The sequence below is a fragment of the Bradyrhizobium sp. CIR18 genome, from assembly GCF_014198295.1.
GTDB lineage: Bacteria > Pseudomonadota > Alphaproteobacteria > Rhizobiales > Xanthobacteraceae > Bradyrhizobium.
This window is the reverse complement of the sequence record NZ_JACIHF010000002.1, coordinates 177,653-200,962: the sequence shown is the minus strand read 5'-3', so window position 1 is coordinate 200,962 and position 23,310 is coordinate 177,653. Positions and strand designations below refer to the sequence as shown.

Below are 23,310 nucleotides of genomic sequence, written 5' to 3'. Positions count from 1 at the left end.
CGGCCGTCACTTGTCGTAGACCCAGATCGGCCGCACCTCGATCGAACCGACGCGCGCGCTCGGAATCCGCGCCGCGATCTCGATCGCGGCGTCGAGATCCTTGGCCTCGATCAGATAGTAGCCGCCGAGCTGCTCGCGGGTCTCCGCAAACGGTCCATCGGTCGTCAGCATCTTGCCGTCGCGCACACGCACCGTCGTCGCGGTCGTGGTCGGTCGCAGCCGATCGCCGGCCTTGAAATTGCCGTTCCGGATGATGGATTGCGTGAAGGCTTCATACTCCGCCGACATCTTCTGGCTGGTTCCGGTGTCAATCTTCGCGTACTCGGCCTCGTTCTGGTAGATCATCAGCAGATATTGCATCGCTTCACTCCTGTTGTTCGGCTGTGTCGCCGACATCCAGTCGAACGGGGCACGCAGCAAACGACATCTTCAGGATAAATTATTTCGGGCCGATCGCGGGCCGCGATATCGGCTTGACGAAACCGTCACAAATGCCCATGCGTTGTCAGTCAGTCGGCCGGACGGCCGCTCCGGCAGGTGCCGAAAGGCCGCCGGGGAGGAAAGTCCGGGCTCCCTTGACATACGGTGCCGGATAACGTCCGGCGGGGGCGACCCCAGGGAAAGTGCCACAGAGAACGAACCGCCCGCCTTCGCCCCTACGGGGCTTTGGCGCGGCAAGCCCTCGGGCCTGCCGCGTCGTAGCAGCGAGCGCTGCGTAGACGGGTAAGGGTGAAAAGGTGCGGTAAGAGCGCACCGCGGGTCCGGCAACGGAGCCGGCATGGCAAACCCCACCGGGAGCAAAACCGAATAGGGACGGCGTAGCGGGCTGTTCGCGCAAGCGATAACGCCGCGGGGCGATGTCAGGCCCGCCGTCCGGGTAGGTTGCTCGAGGCCATGTGCAAACATGGCCCCAGAGGAATGGCCGTCACGTATCGTTCGCGCAAGCGGACGATGCCTTACAGAACCCGGCTTACAGGCCGGCTGATATTCTAAAGCGTTTTCGAGCGAAGTGGGTTTCCGGTTCGCGTGAAGAAAACGCGTCTTGCTAAGGAAGCAACGAGGGGTTCGATGCTGACCGCATCGAACCCCTCACCATTTTCAGGAACGCCTTAACGTCGCCGCGCCTGTGTCCGCTTTTACCAGCACCGGCACGAGCGCATCGGCTTCACGCCGCTGCTTGCTCACTTCAAATCCGTGCATGCCGATCTGCCATTGCAGCCCGACGATGGCGCCCTTGGTCGGCTGCAGCAACGCGAGCGAGGCGAACAGCGTCACCGGCAACCACACCGCGAGTTGCAGCCAGACCGCCGGCGCATACGCGGTCTCGACCGCCAGGATCGCCGGCACCACGAGATGGCCGACCAGGACGATCACGAGATAGGCGGGAAAGTCATCGGCGCGCTGGTGGAACAGCTCCTCGCCGCAATGATCACAGCTGTTTGCGACCTTTAGGAAACGGCCGAACAGATGTCCTTCGCCGCAGTTCGGGCACTTGCCGCGAAAGCCGCGCCACATCGCCTTTGCCAGAGAGACTGAATCGGCCGCCATGACCACACCTCTTCCTTTTCGACGATCCATACAATAATATCTTGCATCCATACATTCAAAGGATATGGGCCTAAATTGCATGGATTGGACCCCGACAATCTCGGAGCTATCAGGGCCGCGCTACCAGCGCATCGTCGAGGCCATGGAAGCCGACATCGCCGCCGGCCGGCTCGTGCGTGGCCAGCAACTGCCGACGCAGCGCGCGCTTGCAAAGGCGCTCGACGTCGACCTCACCACGGTGACGCGCGCCTACACCGAGGCGCGGCGTCGCGGAATCATGGAGGCGCGGGTCGGACAGGGCTCGTTCGTGTCGGAGACCAGCGCGCGGCGCGCGGTCGACCTGCCGCATCCCGTCGCGATCGATCTTTCGATGAACGTGCCGCCGCATCCGCTGGAGGCGCAGCTCGACGAGCGCATCATCGCCGGGATGGAAGCGATCCGCGCGCAATCGGGCCTGACGGCGTATCTCAACTATCAGCCGCCTGGCGGCAGCGCGCATGAGCGCGAGGTCGCCGCGCGCTGGATGCGCGCACGGGTGCCGCACGCGCATGCCGACAGGCTCGTAGTCTTTCCGGGCACGCAGACGATCCTGTTCAACCTGCTCGCCCATCTGGCGCGGCCCGGCGACATCGTGCTGACGGAGGCGCTGACATTCCCCGGCATCAAGGCCGCAGCAGCGCGGCTCGGCATCAAGCTCGTCGGCATCGCCATGGATGACGGCGGCATCCTGCCCGATGCGCTGGCAAAGGCCTGCCGCGTGCACAAGCCGAAGGCCGTCTATCTCATCCCGACGCTGCACAATCCGACCACCGCGACGCTTGTCCCCGAGCGGCGCGGCGCGATCGCAAAGATCATCGGCGATACCGGCACGATCCTGATCGAGGACGACGCCTACGGCCTGCTCGACCGCTCGGCATCGCCGATCGCCAATCTCATTCCGGAGCGGACTTATCTTGCGACCACGCTGTCAAAATGCATCGCGCCGGCGCTCCGCGTTGCCTATCTGGTGACGCCCGACAGCGGCGCGCAACGGGACATGCGGACATATTTGCAGGCGACCGTGCAGATGCCGGCGCCGCTGATGGTCGCGCTGGTGACGCATTGGATCGAAAGCGGCATTGCCGATCGCATCATCACCGCCATCCGCAGCGAGGCGGTCGGCCGTCAACAGCTCGCGCAGCGCGCATTGAAAGGCTTCCAGTTCCTGGCCAAGCCGGCGGCGCATCATCTGTGGCTGCGGCTGCCTGAGGACCGGCCCGATGTCGCGGCGCATCTGTTGCGGAACGGACTTGCGGTCGTCGCCGGCGATGCCTTCACGATCGATTGGACACCGCCGCATGCGGCGCGCGTCTCGCTGGGCGCGGCACGGAACAGGTCTGAATTGACGGAAGCGCTGCGCATCCTGGTCGGCGCGCTGCAGAAGCCCGCCGACACCAGACAGATCGTCTAGATCATCGACGATGACGGCGATGGGTCGAGCGCACGACCGGTGCCCCAGGCGACGGATAGGCCTGCAAAGCATATGCATCGCTGGGCGCGCCCCGCTGACCGAGAGCCGCACGCGCCGCAGGCGTGAGCTGGCCGCCATTCAGCACGTCGCGGTCGGGATGGGCGGCCTGATAGGCCGCAGGCTCTGAAAGCTGCGCCTGGGCCATTGTCGGCATCAAGGCGGCCGCCAACAGCGCGGCTGCAGCGGCGATTTCAGCGCGGGTCATGGTCATTCTCCATCGTCGCTTTCGGGGGCCGTCCGATCCGAGCGCAGATAGCGGCGGCGGGACCCGATTTGAAGTACGACCGTCATGTAGGCGTGTCTTTCGCGAACGCCCGACGCCGCAGATCACGCTTGCGTGCAGGGCGGATTGACTTGCACAGCAGCAAGCATGCTATGCGGACGACGGCGATCAACAGTTCGGGATCGCCCCGGCGACGAGGACATCCTGTTGGAAACGCTCACCTACGCGCTGCTGTTGCTCGGCGCATTGGCCGGCGGCTTCGTCTCGGGCCTGGCCGGGTTCGGCACGGCACTGATGGCGCTCGGCATCTGGCTCTACGTGCTGCCGCCCTCGCTCGCGGTGCCCCTGGTGCTGATCTGCTCGGTGATCGCGCAAACCTCGACGCTGCCCTCGATGTGGAAGAGCTTCGATCTCTCGCTGGTCTGGCCGTTCCTGATCGGCGGTCTGATCGGCGTGCCGCTCGGCACCATGCTGATCGCCTCCGCCGATCCAAAAGTGTTCAAGCTGAGCGTCGGCATTTTGATTCTGGTCTTTTCGAGCGCGCTCTATCTGAACAAGAGGCCGCTCGCGATCAAGTTCGGCGGCCGCCTCGCCGACGGCGCGATCGGCTTTGCCGGCGGTATTCTTGGCGGCCTCGCCGGGTTGTCCGGGCCACTGCCGATCCTCTGGGCCAACATCCGCGGCTGGAACAAGCATGAGCGGCGCGGCATCTTTCAGCTCTTCAATTTCACGGTTCTCGCGACAGCACTGGTGCTGCAGACCGCATCGGGCCTCGTCGAGCTCAAGGTGGTCTGGCTGGCAATGGTCGCGTTTCCCGGGACTTTGATCGGCGCCTGGGCCGGCGCGCGCGTCTATCACGCCCTCAACGACAAGCATTTTGGCGACGTCGTGCTCGGCCTGCTGTTCCTGTCGGGCCTGACCCTCGTTTGGAACAGTCTCGGCGCACTCTAATTCTGCGTCTTCCTGCCAAGCGCCATGCCGCCGGCGATACCGACGCCGAGGACGTAGATCCAGCCCGGCGTGAAGTCGAACAAATGCGTGTTGAGCAGCGAGGTCAGCATGTTCTGCACCACGACCAGTAGGCCGATCCAGCAGGCCAGCCCCGCGCCGCGAAACAGCGAGAGATGCGCAAACCAGAGCGCGTAGAGGATCAGGACACCGACGAAGCCCCACTGCACGGCTACGCTGAGGGTCTGATTGTGCGGGTTGCTGACGACCTCGCCGCGCAGCGGATCGATCTTCGCATCGGCGGCCACGCTTGCGAACAGGCCGCGGATCGAGCCGGTGCCATGGCCGACCAGCGGCGCATCGGCGATGAAGCGAAGGGACTTCCTCCAGTATTCCAGACGTGAACCCATGCCGCTGACCTGACGATCCTGCACGCTCGTCTCATAATCGGCCTGAAACTTCGCAACCGTCATGCGCAGATGCGGCGACACGCCAAAGAGCAGCACGGCCAGCAGTCCCATCGCGCCCGCGGCAAGCAGCGCCGCACGCAGGCGCAGATACAGCAGCGCGAACAGCACCACCAGGATCGGCAGCGTCACCAGCGCCGTGCGCGAGACCACGACGAAGATCATGTTGGCGAGGAATCCGACCGCGAGCACCGCGAACAGCGCCGCGGCGGCGGCGCGGCGTTGTCGCAGCAGCGACACGATCGGATAGACCAGCGCGAGCGCACAGAGCGCGAATTCCTGGCTCTGGTCGATATAGTTGCGCACTGCGATCCCGCTTTCGACCCTGAAAGGCCCACGCGACAGATAGAGCTTCAGCGAGAGTGCGGGGTCGAAGGCGACGGCGAAGGAATAGAGCATCAAGGCCGCGCAGGACGCCAGGAAGGCGGAAAACACCCAATGGCCGTAGGGCCAGCGCTCGAACTGGTAGATCAGGAGCGGAATGACCAGCAGCTTCGCCGCCGGCCCGATCGCATGGATTCGCTCCGGCCATGGCGCATCCGACCAGAGCGTTCCGACGGCGGCGAGCGCGACCAGCGCGATCGGCAGCAGGCAGATCGGGCGAAGCAGCGAACGTGGAAACGCGCGAAGATCGACGAATGCGAACGCGATCAGCCAGGGTATGAGCGCGAAGATCAGCCCGGTCGTGGTCCACGGCAGCAGCAGCGCGATCAGCGCAACGAAGCGGGCTGGCGTGCGATAGCGCGCCGCCCAGATCGCGGAGAGCCATGACGCCGCCCGCGGCTCGTTCGTCACTCCGGTCATTGGCCCTTCTGCAGCCCACCATCCTCAACCGCCCGGCAAGTTAGCCGGAGCAGCCGGGATGGAACAAGCCACCGTTACGCAGGCCCGCGGGCGAGAGGCACAATGGGTTCGGCGCTCTCCTGCTCTGGGGCCTTCTCCTTCGGCGCCGGAGTCAGGCGCTTCCTGAACTCGCGGCGCAGCAACCACAGGCTCAAGCCCGCCTGCAACATTGTCGCCGCGACCGACAAATACCAGACGTACTCCATGCGAAAGCCCGGCCGCGTCGACAGCCAGATCGCCGGAAGCGAGTAGGTGAAGACGCGCGTCGCCGAGCTCAAGAGCACCGGCCTGGTGTTGCCAAGGGCCTGGAACATGCTCGAGCAGGTGAAGATCAGCCCCTGTGCGACCATGTTGAGCGAGATGATCCGCAGGAACAGGTAGGCGATGTCCATGGTCTCGCGGTCGTTCGAGAATCCGGCGAGCAGCAGCTCCGGCTTCACCTGCGCAAGGATCATGAAGCCGGTCATCACGATCGTGACGATCAAGGCGGCCTTGACGAAAGTTTCCCGCACGCGCGCAGCGTTGGCTGCGCCGACATTCTGGCCGGCGATCGGCCCGGCCGCCAGCCCGACCGCGAGCGCCGGCATGTTGATCAGGCCGAGCACGCGCTGCCCGATGCCGAAGCCGGCCTGCGCCGCCGCGCCGAAATCGCGCAGCACGTAATAGACCACCGCCATGAAGATGAACATCATCGCGAACTCGCCGCCGGCCGGCAGGCCGACATTGAGGATGCGCTTCAAATGGTGCGGCTGCGGGCGCCATTGCGCCGGATTGAAAGCGACATAGCGCTCGACCTTGCGGAAATACGCCAGCAGCACCAGCACGCCGATGGCGACCGCGATCGAGCTCGCCAGCCCCGCACCGGCGACCCCGAGCGCATGACCAATGCCCCAGCCCGTGATCAGGACCGGCGCCAGCGCGATATTGATGGCCACAGCAAACGCCTGCACCAGCATGGTGGGACGCACGATACCGGTCGCGCGCAACGCAGCCCCCATGACTTGGGTCGCGAACTGCAGCGCGAGCGCCGGCATGAACCACAGCAGATAAGTGGTCCCGGCCTCAATCGTGGCCTGGTCCGCTGCGATCGAACGCATGTAGGCGCGCGACAGCGCGGCACCTGCGAGCAGGGTCGACAGTCCGAACAGCACCGACAGCACGATCGCCTGGTTGAAGATCAGGTTCGCATCCGGCCGGTCCTTGCGTCCCACGGCATGCGCGATCAGTGCCCCCGCGCCGACACCGAGCACCTGCATCAGCCCGTTGACGAGAAAGCCAGCATTGCCGGCCGCGGCGACGCCCGCCACGGCGGCATCGCCCAGGCCCGACACGAAGTACAGATCGACCAGTTGGCAGATCATGATCGAGATCATGCCGGCCATGATCGGAGGTGCCATGGCCAGGATGTGTCTTACGATGGAGCCGTTCGTCAGGTCTTTCATCTCATTCCATCCTTGACGCATTCCTTGACGAATTCCTTGGCGGCGTGACAGCGGGACGTTCGCCCCGCTGCCGCCCCCTCACTCCGCCGCTGCGACGCGCCCGAGCTCCACCACCTGGCGCTCGAACAGGCCGCGATAGATGCCTGCAGGCTTGCTCGCGAGCACGGCGTGGGTGCCCTGCTCGACGACCTCGCCGCGGTCGAACACCAGGATGCGATCGAGGCTGCGCACCGTCGACAGCCGGTGCGCGATCACGATCGAGGTGCGGCCCTTCATCAGCCGCTCCATCGCCTCCTGGATCAGCGCCTCCGATTCCGAATCGAGGCTCGAGGTCGCCTCGTCCAGGATCAGCACCGGCGCATCCGCCAGGAACGCGCGCGCCAGCGCCACGCGCTGCCGCTCGCCGCCCGACAGCTTCACGCCGCGCTCGCCGACCAGCGTGCCGTAGCCCTTGGGCAGGCGCAGGATGAAGTCGTGCGCGTTCGCAAGCCGCGCCGCCTGCTCGATCGCCTCGAGGCTGGCGCCGGGCCGGCCATAGGCGATGTTCTCGGCGAGCGAGCGGTGAAACAGGATCGGATCCTGCTGCACGATCGCGATCTGGCTGCGCAGCGATTGCTGCGTCGCCATAGCGATGTCCTGCCCGTCGATCAGCACATGGCCGCCGGTGACGTCGTAGAGCCGCTGCACCAGCTTGACGAAGGTCGTCTTGCCGGAGCCGGAGCGTCCGACGAGGCCGACACGTTCACCGGCCCGGATCGTCACCGACAGCCCGTCATAGAGCGGCGCGCGATGGCCGCCATAGTGGAACGTCACGTCGTCGAACACGATCTCGCCGCCCTCGATCGCGATCGGCCGCGCATCGGTTGCATCGGCGATGCCGATGGGCTCGGCATGGATCGCCACCAGCTCGTCCATGTCGTTGACCGAGCGCTGGAGGTTGTTGATGTGCATGCCGACGTCACGCAAATAGGCGTGGATGATGTAGTAGCTGGTTAGCACATAGGTCACGTCGCCAGGCGAGGCGCGTCCCGACATCCACAACAGCACCGCGCCGCCGATCACGGACGTGCGGAGGCAGAGCAGCAGCGACAGCTGCGCCATGGACGTGTAGTTGTAGCGCAGCCAGGTCCGCCGCACCCGCACGCGCCATCGGTTAATGACGCGGGCGAGCCGCGTATCCTCGCGCGCTTCCGCGCCGAACGACTTCACCACCGCGTTGCAGGTCAGGGCATCCGCAAGCGTGCCGCCGACCTTGGTGTCCCAGGCATTGGAGACTCGGGCGGCCGGCGCGATGTAGCGCGTCGAGAACACGACGGTGATGGTGACATAGAAGAACGCGCCGACCGCGATCACCACGCCGAGCGAGGCCCAATGCAACCCGATCAGGACCATCGAGCCGATCAACACCAGCAGCGAGGGCGCCAACGCCATCAGGATGGTGTCGTTGAGCAGGTCGAGCGCCCACATGCCGCGCGTGATCTTGCGCACGGTGGAGCCCGCGAAGGAGTTTGCGTGCCAGTCGGTGGAGAAACGCTGCACACGGATGAAGGCCTCCTGTGCGACGTCCGACATGGTCTTGAGCGTGAACGGCACGATCGCCTGCAGGCCGGCCAGCCGCAGCGCCACGGAGGCAGCGCCCAGCGCCACGATGGCGCCGAAGGCAACCAGGGCGGCATGCCGCGCATCGGGATCGGACGGGCCACGCGTCAGCGCATCGACCAGCCGGCCCGAGAAGACCGGCATGAACAGGTCGGCAATGGTCGCACCCAGCAGGCCGCCGGCCACGATGAGCCCCCGTCCCGGCTGCTTCAGCCAGTGCCGGAATACGAAGGGCAGCACCAGGCGGATCGCCGCGGGCTTTTTTGACAGAGCGGTCATGACATCATCCGGCCGCCTTTGGCGCGGGCCGGCTCCATCGATGGACGCAGGCCGGCCGCGAGGGCCGAGACGGCGTCACTTAAGGTTGGCTTTGGCTTGGGAAAGAAAGCGATCGGGACGCTTGGTCGAAAACTTGGCCCAATCGAAACTGGCGGAGGAGGCCTCTAACAGGCCGCGTACATACCGAACCAGAACATCATCGAGCGCGGGCGTACGATCTGCGAAAGCGACGAAATCATGCAAATCTCTCCCCGGTTCGAGTGAATGAGGTACGCTTTATAGATGTGTCGTTTGCGACTTGCAACGGGGCTCGCGCGAGATCACGGATGAGTGTTGCAATTTGGTGCGCGCGGCCTTGGTGCGCTCCACAGCCGCCCCGCCCTCCGCCGTGATGCTCCGCGAAAGCGGGGCATCCAGTACGCCGCGGCGGATGTGGTGAGAGCGAGTTCACCAACGCGCCTCTGGAAAACTGGATCGTCCGGTCAAGCCGGACGACGACACCGCGTGTGTGGCAGGCTCAATGCGCGTCGCCGCCGCCGGTCAGTGGGGCCGGCTTGCTCAGCAGTGTCACCAGCAGGCTGAGGCCGAGATAGAACAGCGTCAGCACGAAGAAGGCATCGCCGAAGCTCATCACGACGGCCTGGCGGTGCACGAGCTGGGAGAGCTGCTTCATCGCCATCAACGTGGAATCGCCGAGGCCCTGGAACTTCTGCATGAACATGGTCAGGGTTTCAGTCGCCGACGCATTGCCCCAGGTCACGCGCTCCTGCAGGCGGGTGATGTGCAAATCGGTGCGGTCGTTGAGCACGGTGTTGATGACCGCGAGTCCGACCGCGCCGCCGAGATTGCGCATCAGGTTGAACAGGCCGGAGGCGTTCTTCACCCTATCAGGCGCCAGCGTGCCGAGCGCGATGTTGTTGGTGGGCACCATCGCGAACATCATGCCAATGCCGCGCAGGATCTGCGGCACCAGCAGCTCGTAGAAATCGTAGTCGCGCGTGATCCAGGTCATCTGGTAGGAGCCGATCGCGAACACGACGAGGCCGAATGCGATCATGTAGCGCATGTCGAGCTTCACCATGAGGCGGCCAACCAGCGGCGCGACCAGGAACATGGTGATCCCGGAGACGAACATGGTCTCGCCGATCATCAGCGCGCTGTAGCCGCGCACTTCGGCGAGATAGCGCGGATAGATGTAGGTCAGGCCGTAGAGGCCGATGCCGATGCAGAACTGCAGCACGCAGCCGATCGCGAAATTGCGGTTGGAGAAGGTGCGCAGGTTGACGATCGGCTCGGCCGCCGTGAAGACGCGCCAGAAGAAGGCGATCGCCGAGATGGCGCAGATCCAGGCGCAGATTGCGACCGAGGTATCCTGCATCCATTCATATTGCGGCCCCTCCTCCAGCACATATTCCAGCGTGCCGAGGAAGCCGGCCATGAACAAGAGACCCCACCAGTCGAAGCGGTCGAGCAGCTCGAAATGCGGCTCGTCGAAATCGACCAGCGCCAGCACGCCCAGGGTGATGCCGATGCCGGGTACGACGTTGATGAAGAACAGCCAGTTCCACGACATCAGGTCGGTGATGTAACCGCCGACCGTCGGCCCGATGGTTGGGGCCAGCGTCGCGACCAACCCGATGATGGGACCGACGATGTGAAATTTCGTGCGCGGGAACACGGTGTAGGCCGAGGCGAACACCGTCGGGATCATTCCGGCGCCGAGGAAACCCTGCAGCGCGCGCCAGAGGATCATCTCCTCGATGGTGGTGGCGAAGCCGCAGAGCAGGCTCGAGGCGGTGAATCCGGCCGCCGAGATTGCGAACAACAACCGCGTGCCGAAGGCGCGCGACAGGAATCCGGACAGCGGGATCGCAATGACCTCGGCGATCAGATAGGCGGTCTGAACCCAGGAGACTTCGCTGGAGCTCGCTGACAATCCGGCCTGGATTTCGCTCAGGGAGGCCGAGACGATCTGGATGTCCAGGATCGACATGAACATCCCGAACACCATGATGATGAACGCGAACAGCCGCTTCGGCGCGATGCGCTCCGAAGCGGGATCGGCCATCATGGCGGGCGAAGCGGTGGTGGCGTTGGCCATGGTCTGACCTCGCAGCGCTCAGGCTGTGGCTACTGCGGGTGGATCGCGGTGGGATCGTCGAGGTCGACCTCGCTGTCGGCGTCGGCCGCGCCCTTGTTGGTGTCGACGGTTGCATAGACCGACATGCCGGCACGAAGCAGGTTCTGCTTCGCCACCGACTTCGGCACGCGGATGCGGACCGGCACGCGCTGCACGATCTTGGTGAAATTGCCGGTAGCGTTGTCGGGCGGCAGCAGAGTGAACACCGAGCCCGCACCCGCCGCAATGCTGTCGACGACACCGGAGAACTTGCGCATGCCGTAGGCATCGACCTTGATCGTCACCGACTGGCCGGGACGGATGCGCTTGAGCTGCGTTTCCTTGAAATTGGCGTCGATATAGACGGCGTCCAGCGGCACGATGTTGCCGAGGCGCTGGCCGACCGCGACGAAGTCGCCAGTGTTGACGAGGCGATTGGAGAACGTGCCGTCGACCGGCGCGCGCACCGCGGTGAAGGCGAGGTCGCGCTCGGCCTTGGCGAGCGTGGTCTTGAGCTCGGCGAGCTGGGCCTGCGCTTCGGCCTGCTGCGCCTTGGCGACATCGACATTGCTGATTGCAACGTCGTAGGCGGCCTGCGCGGCCTTGACCGCAGCGGCGCCCTGGTCGCGTCCGGCTTCCGAGCTCTCGAAGGTGGCGCGCGAGGCAAACCCCTTGTTGCTCAGGGCCTGCTGGCGCTCATAGTCGAGATCGGCGCGCTTGAGGCCGGCCTCGGCCGAGACGAGCTGTGCCTTGGCCTGCGCCACCTGGCTGTCGAGCGCGGCGACCTGGCGGCCGATGCGATCGATGGTGGCCTGCTGAGTCGCGATCCTGGTCGCGGCGGCATCGACCGCGATCTTGTAGTCACCCTCGTCGATGCGGAAGACAATGTCGCCCGCTTTCACGGTCGTGTTGTCGCCGGCAAGGATCGAGGCGATGTGGCCGGAGACGCGCGCGCCCAGCATGGTGTTGTTGGCGCGGACATAGGCGTCATCGGTGGAAATGTAGAAGCGGCCAACCAGCGTGTAGTAGCCGGCATAGCTCGCGGCCGCGAGCGCCAGCAGGAGGCCGACGCCCATCAGGACGAACTTGCGCTTGCCGGATTTGGGAGCGCCGGCAGCGGGTGCCTCCGGCGCAGATGCGGCCGGCTTGTCGGTCGCGGGCTTCTCCGGCGCCTCGGCGGTGCGGCGCTTGGCTTCCTCGGCCACGTGAGCGCGCAATTGCTCGGCAAGGGGGGCAGCGTTCTCGATCGCGGCATCACCGTCCGCGTGCTCCTCTACCGGATCCTGGCGAAGGACGCGCGCGGCCTGGTCTCTCGATACGGCCATAAAGGCCTCCCCAAAAAAGCGCGATCAAAGGGGCACCCGGCGCGCGGCCTGTTCCCTCTCGCTAATCCAAATATCATTGACCGAACGGTTCGGTCAATATACATAATAATCCCGGCCGCACCCTACTGACGAGAATCCTTTATTCGGGTTTCATGGCCGCCGACCCGACTCAAAAACCTGTCGAGACCCTGAACCAATGGTTGTAGCCGGCCGCGATCATCTGCACGTCATCCAGGAGGAGGACGGCTCCAAACGTCGCCAGATCCTGGATGGCGCCCGCAAAGTGTTCATGGATCTCGGCTTCGACGGCGCCAGCATGGGCGAGATCGCGCGCGCCGCGCAGGTCTCCAAGGGCACGCTCTACGTCTACTTCGCCGACAAAAGCGCGCTGTTCGAAGCCATCCTCGAGCAGGAGGCGCTCCAGTTCGGCCAGGTCGTGTTCAATTTCGATCCCACGCGCGATGCCGAGACCACACTGAAGGAGTTCGGCCGGGCCTACATCCACTTGCTCTGCCGGCCCGGCGGCGGATCGGCGATCCGCACCGTGATGGCGATCGCCGAGCGCATGCCCGATGTCGGCCGCCGCTATTATGCGCGAGTGCTGGACAAGACCATCAACCGCCTCTCCGATTATCTCAAGATCCATGTCGCCTCCGGCGATCTCAGGATCGACGATTGCGACCTCGCAGCGTCGCAGTTCATGGAGCTGTGCAAGGCCTCGCTGTTCCTGCCCTTCGTGTTCCAGGCCGCGCCCGCGCCGTCGGAAGAGCGCATGACCGAGGTGGTCGACAGCGCGACGCGGATGTTCCTGGCCGCGTATAAGGCGAAGTAGCGGCGCGTTGCGCGGACCAGTCAGGCGGCCCTATATTTGCGGCCATGTCCCGTGATCTTCGCCCGCCCGTCGATATCCTCCATTACGAGATCGTCCAGGAACAGGCCTCCGCGCTTGGACGAATGGGCCGCTCACTCGAACAGGCGCTGACGCGCTTGCGCGAGTTCGACGCCGCGCACCCCTCCTCGGAGGCGCCGGCCTCGCTGCAGCCGGCCAGGCGCAAGCTGGTGGCGGAAGCCGGCCAGGCGCTCTGGATGTTCGTGGTGCAGCGTGAGGCGTCCGGTCTGCGCGACAGCCGCCATATCATGCGAACCTACAACGTGCCGGGCGAGGTGCAGCTCTGCATGGGGCTGGTCCCCGCACCGGCGAAGCCGAAGTAGATCGTAGCCTCCGTGAGCGCAGCTACAAGAGCAACTGCTCCGTCTAATCGTCGGCGTAGTCGTCTTCCTCGCGCTTGTGCCCCGTGCTCTTGCGCGCACCGAGCGAGCCGGTCACGGAAGGCTCGCGCGCATTCGCGTACGGCCTGCGCGACTGCGCACGCGAGGCGACCTCTTCACCGGAGACGGCGGCGGGCTGACAGATCAGACGGCGGCTGGCACGGCGCATCAGATCGACGTGGATGTGATCGTAGTGATAGACGTTCGACCCCGGCGCGAGCACCGTGGTGAAATGCGCGCAGGCACCCGACTGCACGTCGCGCAAAAATCCCTGCTCCTCCGGCATGCCGCGCCAGCCATCCTTCACGGTAACGCGGCGGCCGTCGGCTAGCACGAAGGCGGAGATGTCGAGCGCGTTGCCGAAGGCGTGTTCGGAGATGTGAGAATGCGGATTGCCGTTCATGCCGCGGCAGGAATAGGCGGAGATCTGCTTGATCTCGGCGACGCGGACGCCGAACCAGCGCATCGCGGAGGGCTGCACGGTGTCGGCGAGCCAGCGGTCGAGCTCGGACACGATCGGACAGGCGAGCGTCGCGGTCGGCTTGATCGCGACCGGACCGACGGCCGTGACGGGATTGCCCTGCGCCGGGCCAAGGCGCGGCGGCGGCTGCTGCGCAGGCGCCTGGGAGTAAGGTGCAGGCCGCGCCGGATAGCTCGGCGCATTCATGTAGCGTGCCGCTCCCGCGGCGTCGGTGCCATCGGGCGGCAGGTCGATCTCGTCCTCCTGCGCCGCCACGCCGGGCGCGTTCAGTGACACCGGCCCGCTTGAGCTGCCATAGCCGGAGGGTTGGCGCACCGCGCTTTCGGGATAGTTCTGCCGTTGCGGATAGGACGATGCCGGATAATTCTGGCTCTGCGGGTAATTCGACCGCGGCTGCGTCACCGGCCAGCGCGGCTGGCCGCCGATGCTGCCCGGCGGGCGCAGCTCCTCGTCGGCAAAGCCGTAACTGCTCGAGGCTTCGCCGATGGCGGCGACCTTGAGCGGAAACTCGGCGCCGCACATGCCGGGCCCGGAGATCGGGTCGATGCGGACGAGATCCGGCCCCTCTTTCACCGCGCCCGATTTCAGGCATGCGGCTTCGGCCTCGGCCCGCCACGGTTCGCGTTCGGCCTGGAAGAAGCCGCGTCCGCAACCCGCTAGCGAAACAAGGACGATGGAGCCGACGAGATACAAACGAACTCCGCGCGTCATGCACGCACGTTCGGTGAATTTACTTAAAGACTCTTCAACACGTTGATTTCAGAGTTCTTTAACCATACGGGCCGGTGCGCGCCCGGAGCCGGCAGGATCGAGCGACAGCAAGCCTGACTTTTTCGCGAGGAGACTCTCTGTTAACCATAATGCCCGCGCGCAAAGCGGCGCGCACGGAGGGAGCGACCTCATGACGTTCGCCGGGAGACTGAGCATAGTCACCGCGTACCTCGCCATGGCGTTCGTTGGCGCCATCGTGCTCGGCATGATCTAGCATCGATCAACCACATCGCGGCCGCTTACCCTCCCCTGGAGGGGGAGGGTCGGCTCACATGAAGCGCAGCGGAATGTGAGACGGGGTGGGGTGACAGTCTCTCCTCATCGAACAGTGCCCGAGTGGAGAGATCACCCCACCCCGCTCGCGCTTTGCGCGATCGACCCTCCCCCTCCAGGGGAGGGTAAGAGAAACGCTACGACCGCGCACTCCATTGCCGCGATGTCGTGATCAGTTGCTCTCGCGGCGCCTCGATCCGCGTCCAGTCATTGCCGGAGCACCAGAAACGGCCGAGCGCACAGGCTTCGACGTGGAGCCTGCCGGAGCTCTTCAGTGTCATGGTCGCGTAATAGGTGTTGCCGCTGGAGCGGCTGTAGATGTTGCCGGTCCAGACGTCGTGCGACTTCGGCTTCATGTTGACGAGCACGCTCTCGCCGCGGCTCGACGCCTCCGTCAGCGCGTAACCGCACAATGCAGGACCACAGCGCTCGATGCGGACCGTGCCCTTGGCGCCGGGGCTCTCCCATTCGCCGAGCGGCATATAGGCCGGCTCGTCGTCGCTGGGCTGTGCGATCGTTGCGGTCTGCTTGATCTCGGGGCTCGGGAAGGGCGGCGGCTCCATGCGCGGCGGCAGGTCGACCCGCGGTGGATTGAGGTTCGACGCCGCGAGTGTCGGCGTCTCGACCCCGGTCGGCGGCACGACAACGGGCTGCGACGTCATGGCGGCGACAACAGGGCCGGTCGGCGCTGGCGATGCCGCGACGACGCTCGCTTGCGCCGGTTTGACCGGCGCCGGGGGATAGGCCGGCTGCAGCGCCGCGACCGCAGGCGGCGCGGCTGACGTCGTGTTGACGTCCTCTGTCGGTCGAAGGCTGCGGCTGGACACCGAAACACAAGAAGCAGACCGGCAATTGCGCGGCGACTCAACGCGGAAGCGGTGACCGCCGATCGAGAAAGAATAGGAGCCGGCCACGGCCGCGGGCGTGATCGCCATCAGTGCGATCAAGGTGCCAAGCGAAGTCGCAAGCCGTTTCATCCACACCTCCTTGAGTGTCGCCACGAGCTTACGCAGAGGCGTTGCCGCTGAATGTGCGCTGCCTCACCCAGACGGCGCGCATCGTTGTGACCCCCATCACAGAACGCCCGGCCGGTCCGGCGTAGGGTCGAACCACGCTTCATCCACCAGCGACTTCAGTCCATCGGGATCACGCCATTTTCGGAGGTTGTCATGAACAAGCTCACCGTCGCCGCCGCCGCGCTCTTTCTGGCGTCGACCGCCGCCGCCCAAGCCGGCGGCAACACGATCTCGTTCCAGATCGAGGGCCAGCACATCCGCATCGAGACGCCGCGCAACTGCGCCTCGCTCAACTGCGTGACCATCGTTGCGCCGGGCCTGTCGGACAAGCCGATCAAGCTGAACAACATCAACCTGAAGGGCCTCGGCGGCTCCAAGGACGATGACGTCGACACCACGCCGGCTCCCGCCACCACCGCGCAGCCCGCCCCGGCGCCGCAGCCCGTGCAACAGGCGCCCGTGCAAGCGATCGCGCCGGCCGCCCCCGTTGTTGCTCCCGCGGCCCCTGCGACGACCGTCGCCGCCGCGCCGTCCATCGATGCGACGACGCAGCCCGCGCCCGTTGCGGCTCCTGCTCCGGTCGCCGCTGCGCCGGCTCCTGCTTATGTGCCTGCTCCGGCTCCGGCGGCCGCCGCGCCCGTGCAAGCCGCCAACACGCCGATCGGCGTTTGGGCGACCGAAGAGAACAAGGGCAATGTCCGCGTCGAGCAGTGCGGCGCCAATCTCTGCGGCTATGCCGTGAAGACCAATGCGCGCATCCTGATCAACATGAAGCCAGAGGGCTCGAAGTGGAGCGGCCGCATCCACGATCCCGACTCCGGCCGCAATTACGACTCGACCATCGCGATGAAGGGCCCGAATGCGATGCGCGTGCAGGGCTGCGCCTTCGGCGGCATGTTCTGCGGCGGCCAGACCTGGAAGCGCGTGAGCTGACATTATCCTCGTCATCCCGGGCGATGCGAAGCATCGACCCGGGATCTCGCGCGACAGCCTCACTCTATCCCCTCACCCTGAGGAGCCTGCATAGCAGGCGTCTCGAAGGGCGAGGCCCGGATCGACAGCGGGCCTGCATGGTTCTCGCGGCGACGCGCAGCGTCGTCCGCCACGCGCGCAAAGGGGCGCGCTCCTCCACCATAAGGAGAGAGAGCGCCGTTTGAATGTTCGGCCCTCCTCCTGCCACACACGTTCATCCGCCATTCAGGTCCTCCCGGCTGATATCAACCGATCTCGCCTCGCGTTCTCACCGGGACTTCCTCGTGACATCAATGCTGGCTTGGCGCCGCTTCGTGTTCGCGCTCGCCCTGCTGGCCCTGCCGCTGGCCGGCGCGAGCGTTGCGATCGCATCCGATGCGATCGAAGTCGCCCAGGCCCAGCCACAAGCGCAGCCGGCGCCAGCGCCCTCCCCGGCGCCGTCAGCTTCACCGACACCGGCCGCGGACGCACAACCCGCCGCCGTCGAACCGATCGGCAACGTCGTGACGGTGACAGGCATCGCGACCGTGATCCGTGACAAGAATTCCTATCCGCTGCGCGTGCGCGACGACATCTATCTCAACGACGTCGTGCAGACCTCGTCGAACTCCACGGTTGGCATCACTTTCGACGACGCCACCACGTTCAATCTTTCAGCCAGCTCGAAGATCACCATCGACAATTACGTCTATGAGGACGGCGGCAAGCAGAACTCCGCGATCTTCGACGTCGGCAGGGGCACGGTCGCCTTCGTCGCGGCTGCGGTGGCTAAGACCGGCAACATGAAGATCACGACGCCGACCGCGACGCTCGGCATCCGCGGCACCACCGGCGTCGTCGACGTGCCCGAGGGCGCGGTAGCGAGCAACGCGCGCAACGTCAACATCAAGCTCTATCCCGACGCCGACGGCCGCGTCGGCCACATCGACGTCGACGACCGCAGCAGCGGCGCTCGGCTCGGCGCACTGACGCAAGGCGCGAGCGGGTTTGCGATCCGCCCCGGCGCGGGCATTGCCGGCGCGATGCGCTTCGCCGCGGTGCCGATCACGATTCCCGCGCAGCAGATCGCGCGCGACCGCGGCTTCGTCGGCCAGGTGCACCTGGCGCAAACCACGGGCCGCCAGATCGTTACCGAGCAACGCGACTTCCGCCGCGCCAATCCGACCGCGCTCAGCCGCATTCCGCGGCCGGTCCAGCCGCCGCAGCAACAACAATTGCGGCCGACGACCGCGCCGGGACAGCAGCCGCAGCGACCGAACGGCCAGCCCGGCCAGAACAACCGTCCGGGTCAGCAGCAGCCGGGCACACCAAGCCGGCAAGGCACCCAGCCGCCGCAACGGCAGGGACAAGGTGGCGCGGTGCAGCCGGGTGGCCAGCGTGCGGGCCAGGGGCAGCAGCCGCGAGGCCAGCAGCAAGGCCAGCCGCAGCGCGGCGAAGGCGCCGGACGTCCACGTGCACCGCGCGAAGGACAGGGCGCAAAGCCAAACGGCACGCCGCAAACACAGCCGCAGCGTGGTGGGCAAATTCAGCCCGGTGGAGTCATGCCGTCACAGCCGGGCGGGACTCATCCGCAGCCGCAACTGCCGCGCACCGGGATGCAGCCGGGCCAGCCGCCCGCAGCTCAACAGCCGGGCATGCAGCGCCCCGGCGGCTTCCAGCAGCGCCTCCCTGCCCCGCAACGCCCAGCCGCGCCGCGCAGACCGGCGCCGGCTCCGAAGGAGAAGGAGCGGCGGTGATAGCGCCGCCCTCGCCGCGCCGCTTTCTCCTTCGTCATTGCGAGAAGCCCTTGCGACGAAGCAACCCAGGATCTTTCCGCGGAAGGATCCTGGATTGCTTCGCTGCGCTCGCAATCACGATGTGGAGGGAGTTGGCGCTCGCCCAACCGCATTAACTCGCGAAAGCAGCGCGCTTGAACTCACGCCTCGCCGCGCAGCCAGGCCTTCACCTTCTGCAGCAGACCATGCCGCAGCTCCTCGACGGATGCGGCTTCGGCGGGTGTCAATGTCTGCAAGGCGGCATCGATGTCGTCGCTCGACGGTACCGGCTCGGCCGCCGGCGCGGACGCCAACCCCGCGGCCGCAAGCGCGATCGGGCCGATCTGGGTCAGGAAGGCGCGCTCACATTCCCGCGACAGGCGCGCAAGCGCGTCGTCCAGCGGCAGCCAGTCGACCGCCTTGATGTCGTTCATCAGCTTGCGAACCGGACCGCCGTCGGCTTCCATTCGCCAGAAATGCACGACTTTTGAGCGGCCGCCGGACTGGTAGACGAGCGTGCCCAAAAATTCGTGGATCGCGACGTCGTGGCCGGTCTCCTCGAGCACCTCGCGGTGCGCCGCTTCCTTCGGCGTTTCGCCGTCGTCGAGCTTGCCCTTGGGCAAGACCCATTCATTGCGCTTGCGCTGACGCACGACTGCAACCAGCGGCACCGCTCCCCGCCGCAGCACAATACCACCCGCCGCCATCACCGGCGCTCGCGCCATCACTCACATCCGTGTCGATCTATGCATCCCCGAAGGACGATATAGGCGGCGGACGCGGCGGATTGAAGGCTATCCTCTCCTCAACAGCGCCTCTCCTGCACGAATGCGCGTGCCCTCGGCGATGCCCTCGCAAAAGGTAAAATCGCCGGGCGCGAGGATGATGATGGTCGAGCCGTGCTCGAACCAGCCGAGCTCCTCGCCCTTGGCCACGTTGACGTCGCAGGGGAAATTGACCGGCCCGCGGGTCTGCGCGTTCAGCACCATGTCGAGGAAGTGCAGGCGGATGCTCGCGACCAGGATCGCGGCGACCGGCACCAGCGTCACCGCCTCGCCGGTCGAAAGATGCGTCCGGATCACCGCGCGCTCGTTCTTGCAGAAGAGACGCTCGACCCGCTTCAAGGCGATCGGGTTGACGTTCCAGACATCGCCATGGATCAGCGTGACGCGCTCGATATGCGCGTCAAACGGCGCATGGAAGCGGTGATACATGCTCGAGGTCAGCCGCAGCGTGACGAAGGAGCCGTTGCGGTGCTGGTCGACCAGCGCGGAATCGCCGAGCAGGTCGAGCAGCGAATAGGGCGCGCCCTTGACCTGAAACAGCTCGGTGTCGGCGATCTTCCCGTGGGCACCGACGATGCCGTCGGACGGGCTGGCAACGACCGCCGGGTCCTGATTGAACGGCCGCAGGCCCGGCTTGAGCTCCCGGGTGAAGCAATCGTGCAGACTCCTAAAATGCGTCTTGCGTGCCTCGGACAGATCGAGGTCGGAGAACAGCTTCCACAGCGCAATCGAGAAGTCTCGCACGAGCGGATTCTCGATCTTGGAGAACCAGCCCATGAAGCGGGTCAGGGCCGCGCGCGGAATGCGGTTGGTCAACAGGAAGTTGAGGTCTTCCTGCTGGGTGAAAGAGGCGATGAGGGCTTTGACTGTCATGAATCTGTCAGCTCACAGTATTAGCGCTTGTTGTCATGGAAACGACACTCCCGATTCTCTCGATGTCCGTGGCCGCCGCAGCGTCTGCTGCCGCCGTCTTCCCGAAGATCAAGGCGCGGGTCGAACTGTCCCGCGCCAAGCACCGCTCGCTCGCAGGGCACTCCAAGATGTCGCGCCGGGTGGCAAAGCTGCTCCCGTTCTACGAGTTCAGCGGGGATCAGTATTTCGGCTGCGATGGCGCGCCTGATCACGTCGTGACGCAGCGCAAGGACGCCTTCTTCCGCCTCGCCAAACTCTACGCCGAGCGCTATCCCAAGGGACGCGCGATGACGAAGGAAGCGGCGGAAAAGATCTCCGACCTGCACTTCACCGAGACCTACCGCGTGCCATTCCAGTTCTCGCGTCTCGTCCGCGAGCACCTGGGCACCTCGACCTTCATGGAATCGTCCAGCGGCGTCACCGTCACGGATGTCGACGGCAACACGTCCTACGACCTCACGGGATCCTACGGCGTCAATATCTTCGGCAACGACTTCTACAAGGAGTGCATCGAGGGCGCCGAGAAGCGCGCGCATGCGCTCGGTCCCGTGCTCGGCCCCTATCATCCCGTCATCCTCGAGAACGTGCAGCGTCTGTGCCAGATCTCCGGCCTCGACGAAGTCTCGTTCCACATGTCCGGCACCGAAGCCGTGATGCAGGCGGTGCGGCTTGCGCGCTATCACACCAAACGCACGCATCTGGTTCGTTTCGCCGGCGCCTATCACGGCTGGTGGGGCGACGTGCAGCCCGGCGTCGGCAACCCGATTCCCGCGCACGAGACCTACACCCTCGCCGAAATGTCCGAGAAGACGCTGCACGTCCTGCGCACCCGCAAGGACATCGCGTGCGTGCTGGTCAATCCGCTGCAGGGCCTGCATCCCAACGCCAACGCGCCCGGCGATTCCTCGCTGGTGGATTCCTCTCGCGGCGGCAATTTCGATCGCGCGGCCTACACCGAGTGGCTCACGAGGCTGCGTGAAGTCTGCACCGAGCGCGGCATCGTGCTGATCTTCGACGAGGTCTTCGTCGGCTTCCGCCTCGCCGCTGGCGGCGCCCAGGAATATTTCGGCGTGCGCGCCGACATGGTGACCTACGGCAAGAGCCTCGCCGGCGGCCTGCCGGTCGGCGTGGTCTGCGGCAAGCGCGAGCTGATGCGCCGCTTCCGCGACGACCGGCCCGCCGACATCTGCTTTGCCCGCGGCACCTTCAACTCGCATCCCTACGTCATGACGGCCATGGACGAGTTCCTGAGCCGGCTCGCCAGCCCGAACTTCCGCGCCATTTATGGCGGGCTGGACGCGACCTGGAATAGCCGCGCGCAGAAGCTCAACCAGATGATGACCGACGCCGGCCTGCCGGTGCGGTTCGCCAACTTCTCGTCGATCTGGACGGTGAAATACACCACGCCGTCCCGATACAACTGGATGCTGCAATATTACCTGCGCGCCGAAGGCCTGTCCTTGAGCTGGGTCGGCACCGGACGGCTGATCTTCAGCCTGAACTACACCGACGCCGACTTCACGGAAGTTGCCGAACGCTTCGTCCGCGCCGCCGAGAAGATGAAGGCGGACGGCTTCTGGTGGCACGACGGCGTGCTCACCAACAAGCAGATCAAGCGGCAGATCCTGAAGGAGATGCTGGCCAAGCGCTTCGGGCGCTGAGGCCACACTGCGCGGGCTTGCTCCGCCTCTCCCGCTTGCGGGAGAGGCCGACGCGCCCCGGGCGATGCGAAAGCATCGTCCCGCGCGCGGCGGGTGAGGGTTCTCACCGCACTGGGGCATCCTCGGTAATCCCCAACAATCCCGACGCGGAGACACCCCCACCCCAGCCCTCCCCCGCAAGCGGGAGAGGGAGCCCGCTGCCTTTGCCGCTGCACTGTGTGCACCATATGCGATTGTCCGACCGCAAGCGGGGAGAGGCGAAGAAGAAGCCCCCAAGACGTGGATGCCCGGGACAAGCCCGGGCATGACGCAACCATTAGACATCGGAGTGTGTCGTGTACGCAGCGCGCTCAGGCGTGCTGCTCTTCGAGCGTGGGCTCGCCGATGAGGCCCAGCGTGTGCTCGGGGTTGAGGTGCAGGCCGGGGTCCATCAGCTCGCCGCGCATCAGGGCGAGCGGCGCGCTGCGATAGAGCATCAGATCGTGGAAGGGATCGGTCAGGATTTTGGTCATCCAGACGAGGCCGGTTTCAACGTCACGGATGAAGAACAGGTGCACGGTGCGGAACAACAGACCGCCGCCGCCGACCACGAGCCAGATCTTGGCAACCTGCCGCATGAAGTCGGTCGCGCTCGCCCAGGGTGTGAACAGACCGAACAGCGTCGGATCGGCGAACAGCACCAGCGGCGAAGCCGCCCAGATCGCCATCAGCACCACCTTGCGCTGAAGGTTGTAGCCGACCTTGATCTCTTCCTTGTGCTCGTGGGTGGCCTGGTTGATGTGGTCGTAGCCGTGCGGCTCGAAGAAGAAGTGACCGGCCTGGCGCGAGGTCATCGAGACCAGCCAGCCGACCAGCGCGGAGACGACGGGATCGATGAACAGCCAGACATAGGCGAAGAGAAAGCTCAGCGCGCTGACGAAGTGCAGGCTCTGGTTGATGCGGCTGTGGTGATAGTAGCGATGGTCGTCCCAGCGCTGGATCCGCAGCTGCTCGAGATAATTCTTGATCATGCTCTCCCCCAAAATGCTTTCGGGTACGGGATTACAGGGATTCGATGTAGGCCGTGTGACATCATCATTTTGTCATGTGACGATGTGCAGCGGCGCGATGACG

At 65.5% G+C, this 23,310-nt stretch carries 20 protein-coding genes and 1 other RNA gene; 8 read left to right on the top strand and 13 right to left on the bottom strand.

The genetic code is table 11. The features are described 5' to 3' along the window. Positions 1 to 6: 6 nt before the first annotated feature. On the bottom strand, positions 7 to 360 hold the full coding sequence (locus GGD65_RS09495) for a YciI family protein (RefSeq protein ID WP_026202052.1): 354 nt from the start codon (positions 358 to 360) through the stop codon (positions 7 to 9). 149 nt (positions 361 to 509) lie between these two features. Here GGD65_RS09495 and rnpB point away from each other — a divergent pair. Next, positions 510 to 989: RNase P RNA component class A (rnpB, locus tag GGD65_RS09490), an RNA gene on the top strand. A 109-nt stretch (positions 990 to 1,098) separates the two neighbouring features. Here rnpB and GGD65_RS09485 read toward each other — a convergent pair. Next, positions 1,099 to 1,578, bottom strand: a complete 480-nt coding sequence (locus tag GGD65_RS09485; protein ID WP_183235112.1) for a DUF983 domain-containing protein — start codon at positions 1,576 to 1,578, stop codon at positions 1,099 to 1,101. 49 nt (positions 1,579 to 1,627) lie between these two features. Between GGD65_RS09485 and GGD65_RS09480 the strand changes: the two genes are divergently transcribed. Continuing rightward, positions 1,628 to 2,998: a PLP-dependent aminotransferase family protein gene (locus GGD65_RS09480; RefSeq protein ID WP_183235111.1), complete on the top strand. Its 1,371-nt coding sequence runs from the start codon at positions 1,628 to 1,630 to the stop codon at positions 2,996 to 2,998. A 1-nt stretch (position 2,999) separates the two neighbouring features. Here GGD65_RS09480 and GGD65_RS09475 read toward each other — a convergent pair whose 3' ends face one another. Next, a complete protein-coding gene (locus GGD65_RS09475) occupies positions 3,000 to 3,263 on the bottom strand; it encodes a hypothetical protein (RefSeq protein ID WP_183235110.1) in 264 nt (87 codons plus the stop codon). A 225-nt stretch (positions 3,264 to 3,488) separates the two neighbouring features. Here GGD65_RS09475 and GGD65_RS09470 point away from each other — a divergent pair, with 225 nt between their 5' ends. Next, complete coding sequence (locus GGD65_RS09470; protein ID WP_092253974.1) at positions 3,489 to 4,232, top strand: sulfite exporter TauE/SafE family protein; 744 nt, start codon at positions 3,489 to 3,491, stop codon at positions 4,230 to 4,232. On the opposite strand, the gene GGD65_RS09465 is transcribed toward GGD65_RS09470, so the two are convergent. From GGD65_RS09465 to GGD65_RS09445, 5 genes are all read right to left on the bottom strand, one after another. Then, a complete protein-coding gene (locus GGD65_RS09465) occupies positions 4,229 to 5,500 on the bottom strand; it encodes an O-antigen ligase (protein WP_183235109.1) in 1,272 nt (423 codons plus the stop codon). The two genes, GGD65_RS09470 and GGD65_RS09465, sit on opposite strands and share 4 nt — an antisense overlap. A 74-nt stretch (positions 5,501 to 5,574) precedes the next feature. Continuing rightward, complete coding sequence (locus tag GGD65_RS09460; protein WP_183235108.1) at positions 5,575 to 6,981, bottom strand: MATE family efflux transporter; 1,407 nt, start codon at positions 6,979 to 6,981, stop codon at positions 5,575 to 5,577. 78 nt (positions 6,982 to 7,059) lie between these two features. After that, the gene (locus GGD65_RS09455; protein WP_183235107.1) at positions 7,060 to 8,859 is read right to left on the bottom strand and encodes an ABC transporter ATP-binding protein; all 1,800 of its coding nucleotides are present in this window, start codon (positions 8,857 to 8,859) and stop codon (positions 7,060 to 7,062) included. A gap of 517 nt (positions 8,860 to 9,376) precedes the next feature. Then, a complete protein-coding gene (locus tag GGD65_RS09450) occupies positions 9,377 to 10,960 on the bottom strand; it encodes a DHA2 family efflux MFS transporter permease subunit (RefSeq protein WP_183235106.1) in 1,584 nt (527 codons plus the stop codon). Between the two features lie 29 nt (positions 10,961 to 10,989). Next, a complete protein-coding gene (locus GGD65_RS09445) occupies positions 10,990 to 12,303 on the bottom strand; it encodes an HlyD family secretion protein (RefSeq protein ID WP_183235105.1) in 1,314 nt (437 codons plus the stop codon). 196 nt (positions 12,304 to 12,499) lie between these two features. On the opposite strand from GGD65_RS09445, the gene GGD65_RS09440 reads away from it, so the two are divergent. Continuing rightward, positions 12,500 to 13,135, top strand: coding sequence for a TetR/AcrR family transcriptional regulator (locus GGD65_RS09440; protein ID WP_018318655.1), 636 nt, complete (start codon positions 12,500 to 12,502; stop codon positions 13,133 to 13,135). A gap of 44 nt (positions 13,136 to 13,179) precedes the next feature. Next, a complete protein-coding gene (locus GGD65_RS09435) occupies positions 13,180 to 13,515 on the top strand; it encodes a DUF6665 family protein (protein ID WP_018318654.1) in 336 nt (111 codons plus the stop codon). A gap of 43 nt (positions 13,516 to 13,558) precedes the next feature. Here GGD65_RS09435 and GGD65_RS09430 read toward each other — a convergent pair whose 3' ends face one another. Then, positions 13,559 to 14,764, bottom strand: coding sequence for an extensin family protein (locus GGD65_RS09430; protein ID WP_183235104.1), 1,206 nt, complete (start codon positions 14,762 to 14,764; stop codon positions 13,559 to 13,561). Between the two features lie 470 nt (positions 14,765 to 15,234). Then, positions 15,235 to 16,074, bottom strand: coding sequence for a DUF2147 domain-containing protein (locus GGD65_RS09425; protein WP_183235103.1), 840 nt, complete (start codon positions 16,072 to 16,074; stop codon positions 15,235 to 15,237). A 192-nt stretch (positions 16,075 to 16,266) separates the two neighbouring features. On the opposite strand from GGD65_RS09425, the gene GGD65_RS09420 reads away from it, so the two are divergent. Both GGD65_RS09420 and GGD65_RS09415 read left to right on the top strand, forming a co-directional pair. Then, a complete protein-coding gene (locus tag GGD65_RS09420; RefSeq protein ID WP_183235102.1) occupies positions 16,267 to 17,046 on the top strand; it encodes a DUF2147 domain-containing protein in 780 nt (259 codons plus the stop codon). A 332-nt stretch (positions 17,047 to 17,378) separates the two neighbouring features. Continuing rightward, positions 17,379 to 18,821, top strand: coding sequence for a FecR domain-containing protein (locus GGD65_RS09415; RefSeq protein ID WP_183235488.1), 1,443 nt, complete (start codon positions 17,379 to 17,381; stop codon positions 18,819 to 18,821). Between the two features lie 179 nt (positions 18,822 to 19,000). On the opposite strand, the gene GGD65_RS09410 is transcribed toward GGD65_RS09415, so the two are convergent. Both GGD65_RS09410 and asd read right to left on the bottom strand, forming a co-directional pair. Further along, entirely contained in the window at positions 19,001 to 19,564 is a 564-nt protein-coding gene (locus tag GGD65_RS09410) for an NUDIX hydrolase (RefSeq protein WP_183235101.1), read from the bottom strand. A 69-nt stretch (positions 19,565 to 19,633) separates the two neighbouring features. After that, a complete protein-coding gene (gene asd / locus GGD65_RS09405) occupies positions 19,634 to 20,497 on the bottom strand; it encodes an archaetidylserine decarboxylase (RefSeq protein WP_183235100.1) in 864 nt (287 codons plus the stop codon). Between the two features lie 35 nt (positions 20,498 to 20,532). On the opposite strand from asd, the gene GGD65_RS09400 reads away from it, so the two are divergent. Continuing rightward, positions 20,533 to 22,197, top strand: a complete 1,665-nt coding sequence (locus GGD65_RS09400) for an aminotransferase class III-fold pyridoxal phosphate-dependent enzyme (protein ID WP_183235099.1) — start codon at positions 20,533 to 20,535, stop codon at positions 22,195 to 22,197. A 350-nt stretch (positions 22,198 to 22,547) separates the two neighbouring features. Here the strand turns inward: GGD65_RS09400 and GGD65_RS09395 are convergent, their stop codons facing one another. Continuing rightward, positions 22,548 to 23,207, bottom strand: a complete 660-nt coding sequence (locus GGD65_RS09395; RefSeq protein WP_018318645.1) for a hypothetical protein — start codon at positions 23,205 to 23,207, stop codon at positions 22,548 to 22,550. Positions 23,208 to 23,310: the final 103 nt, after the last annotated feature.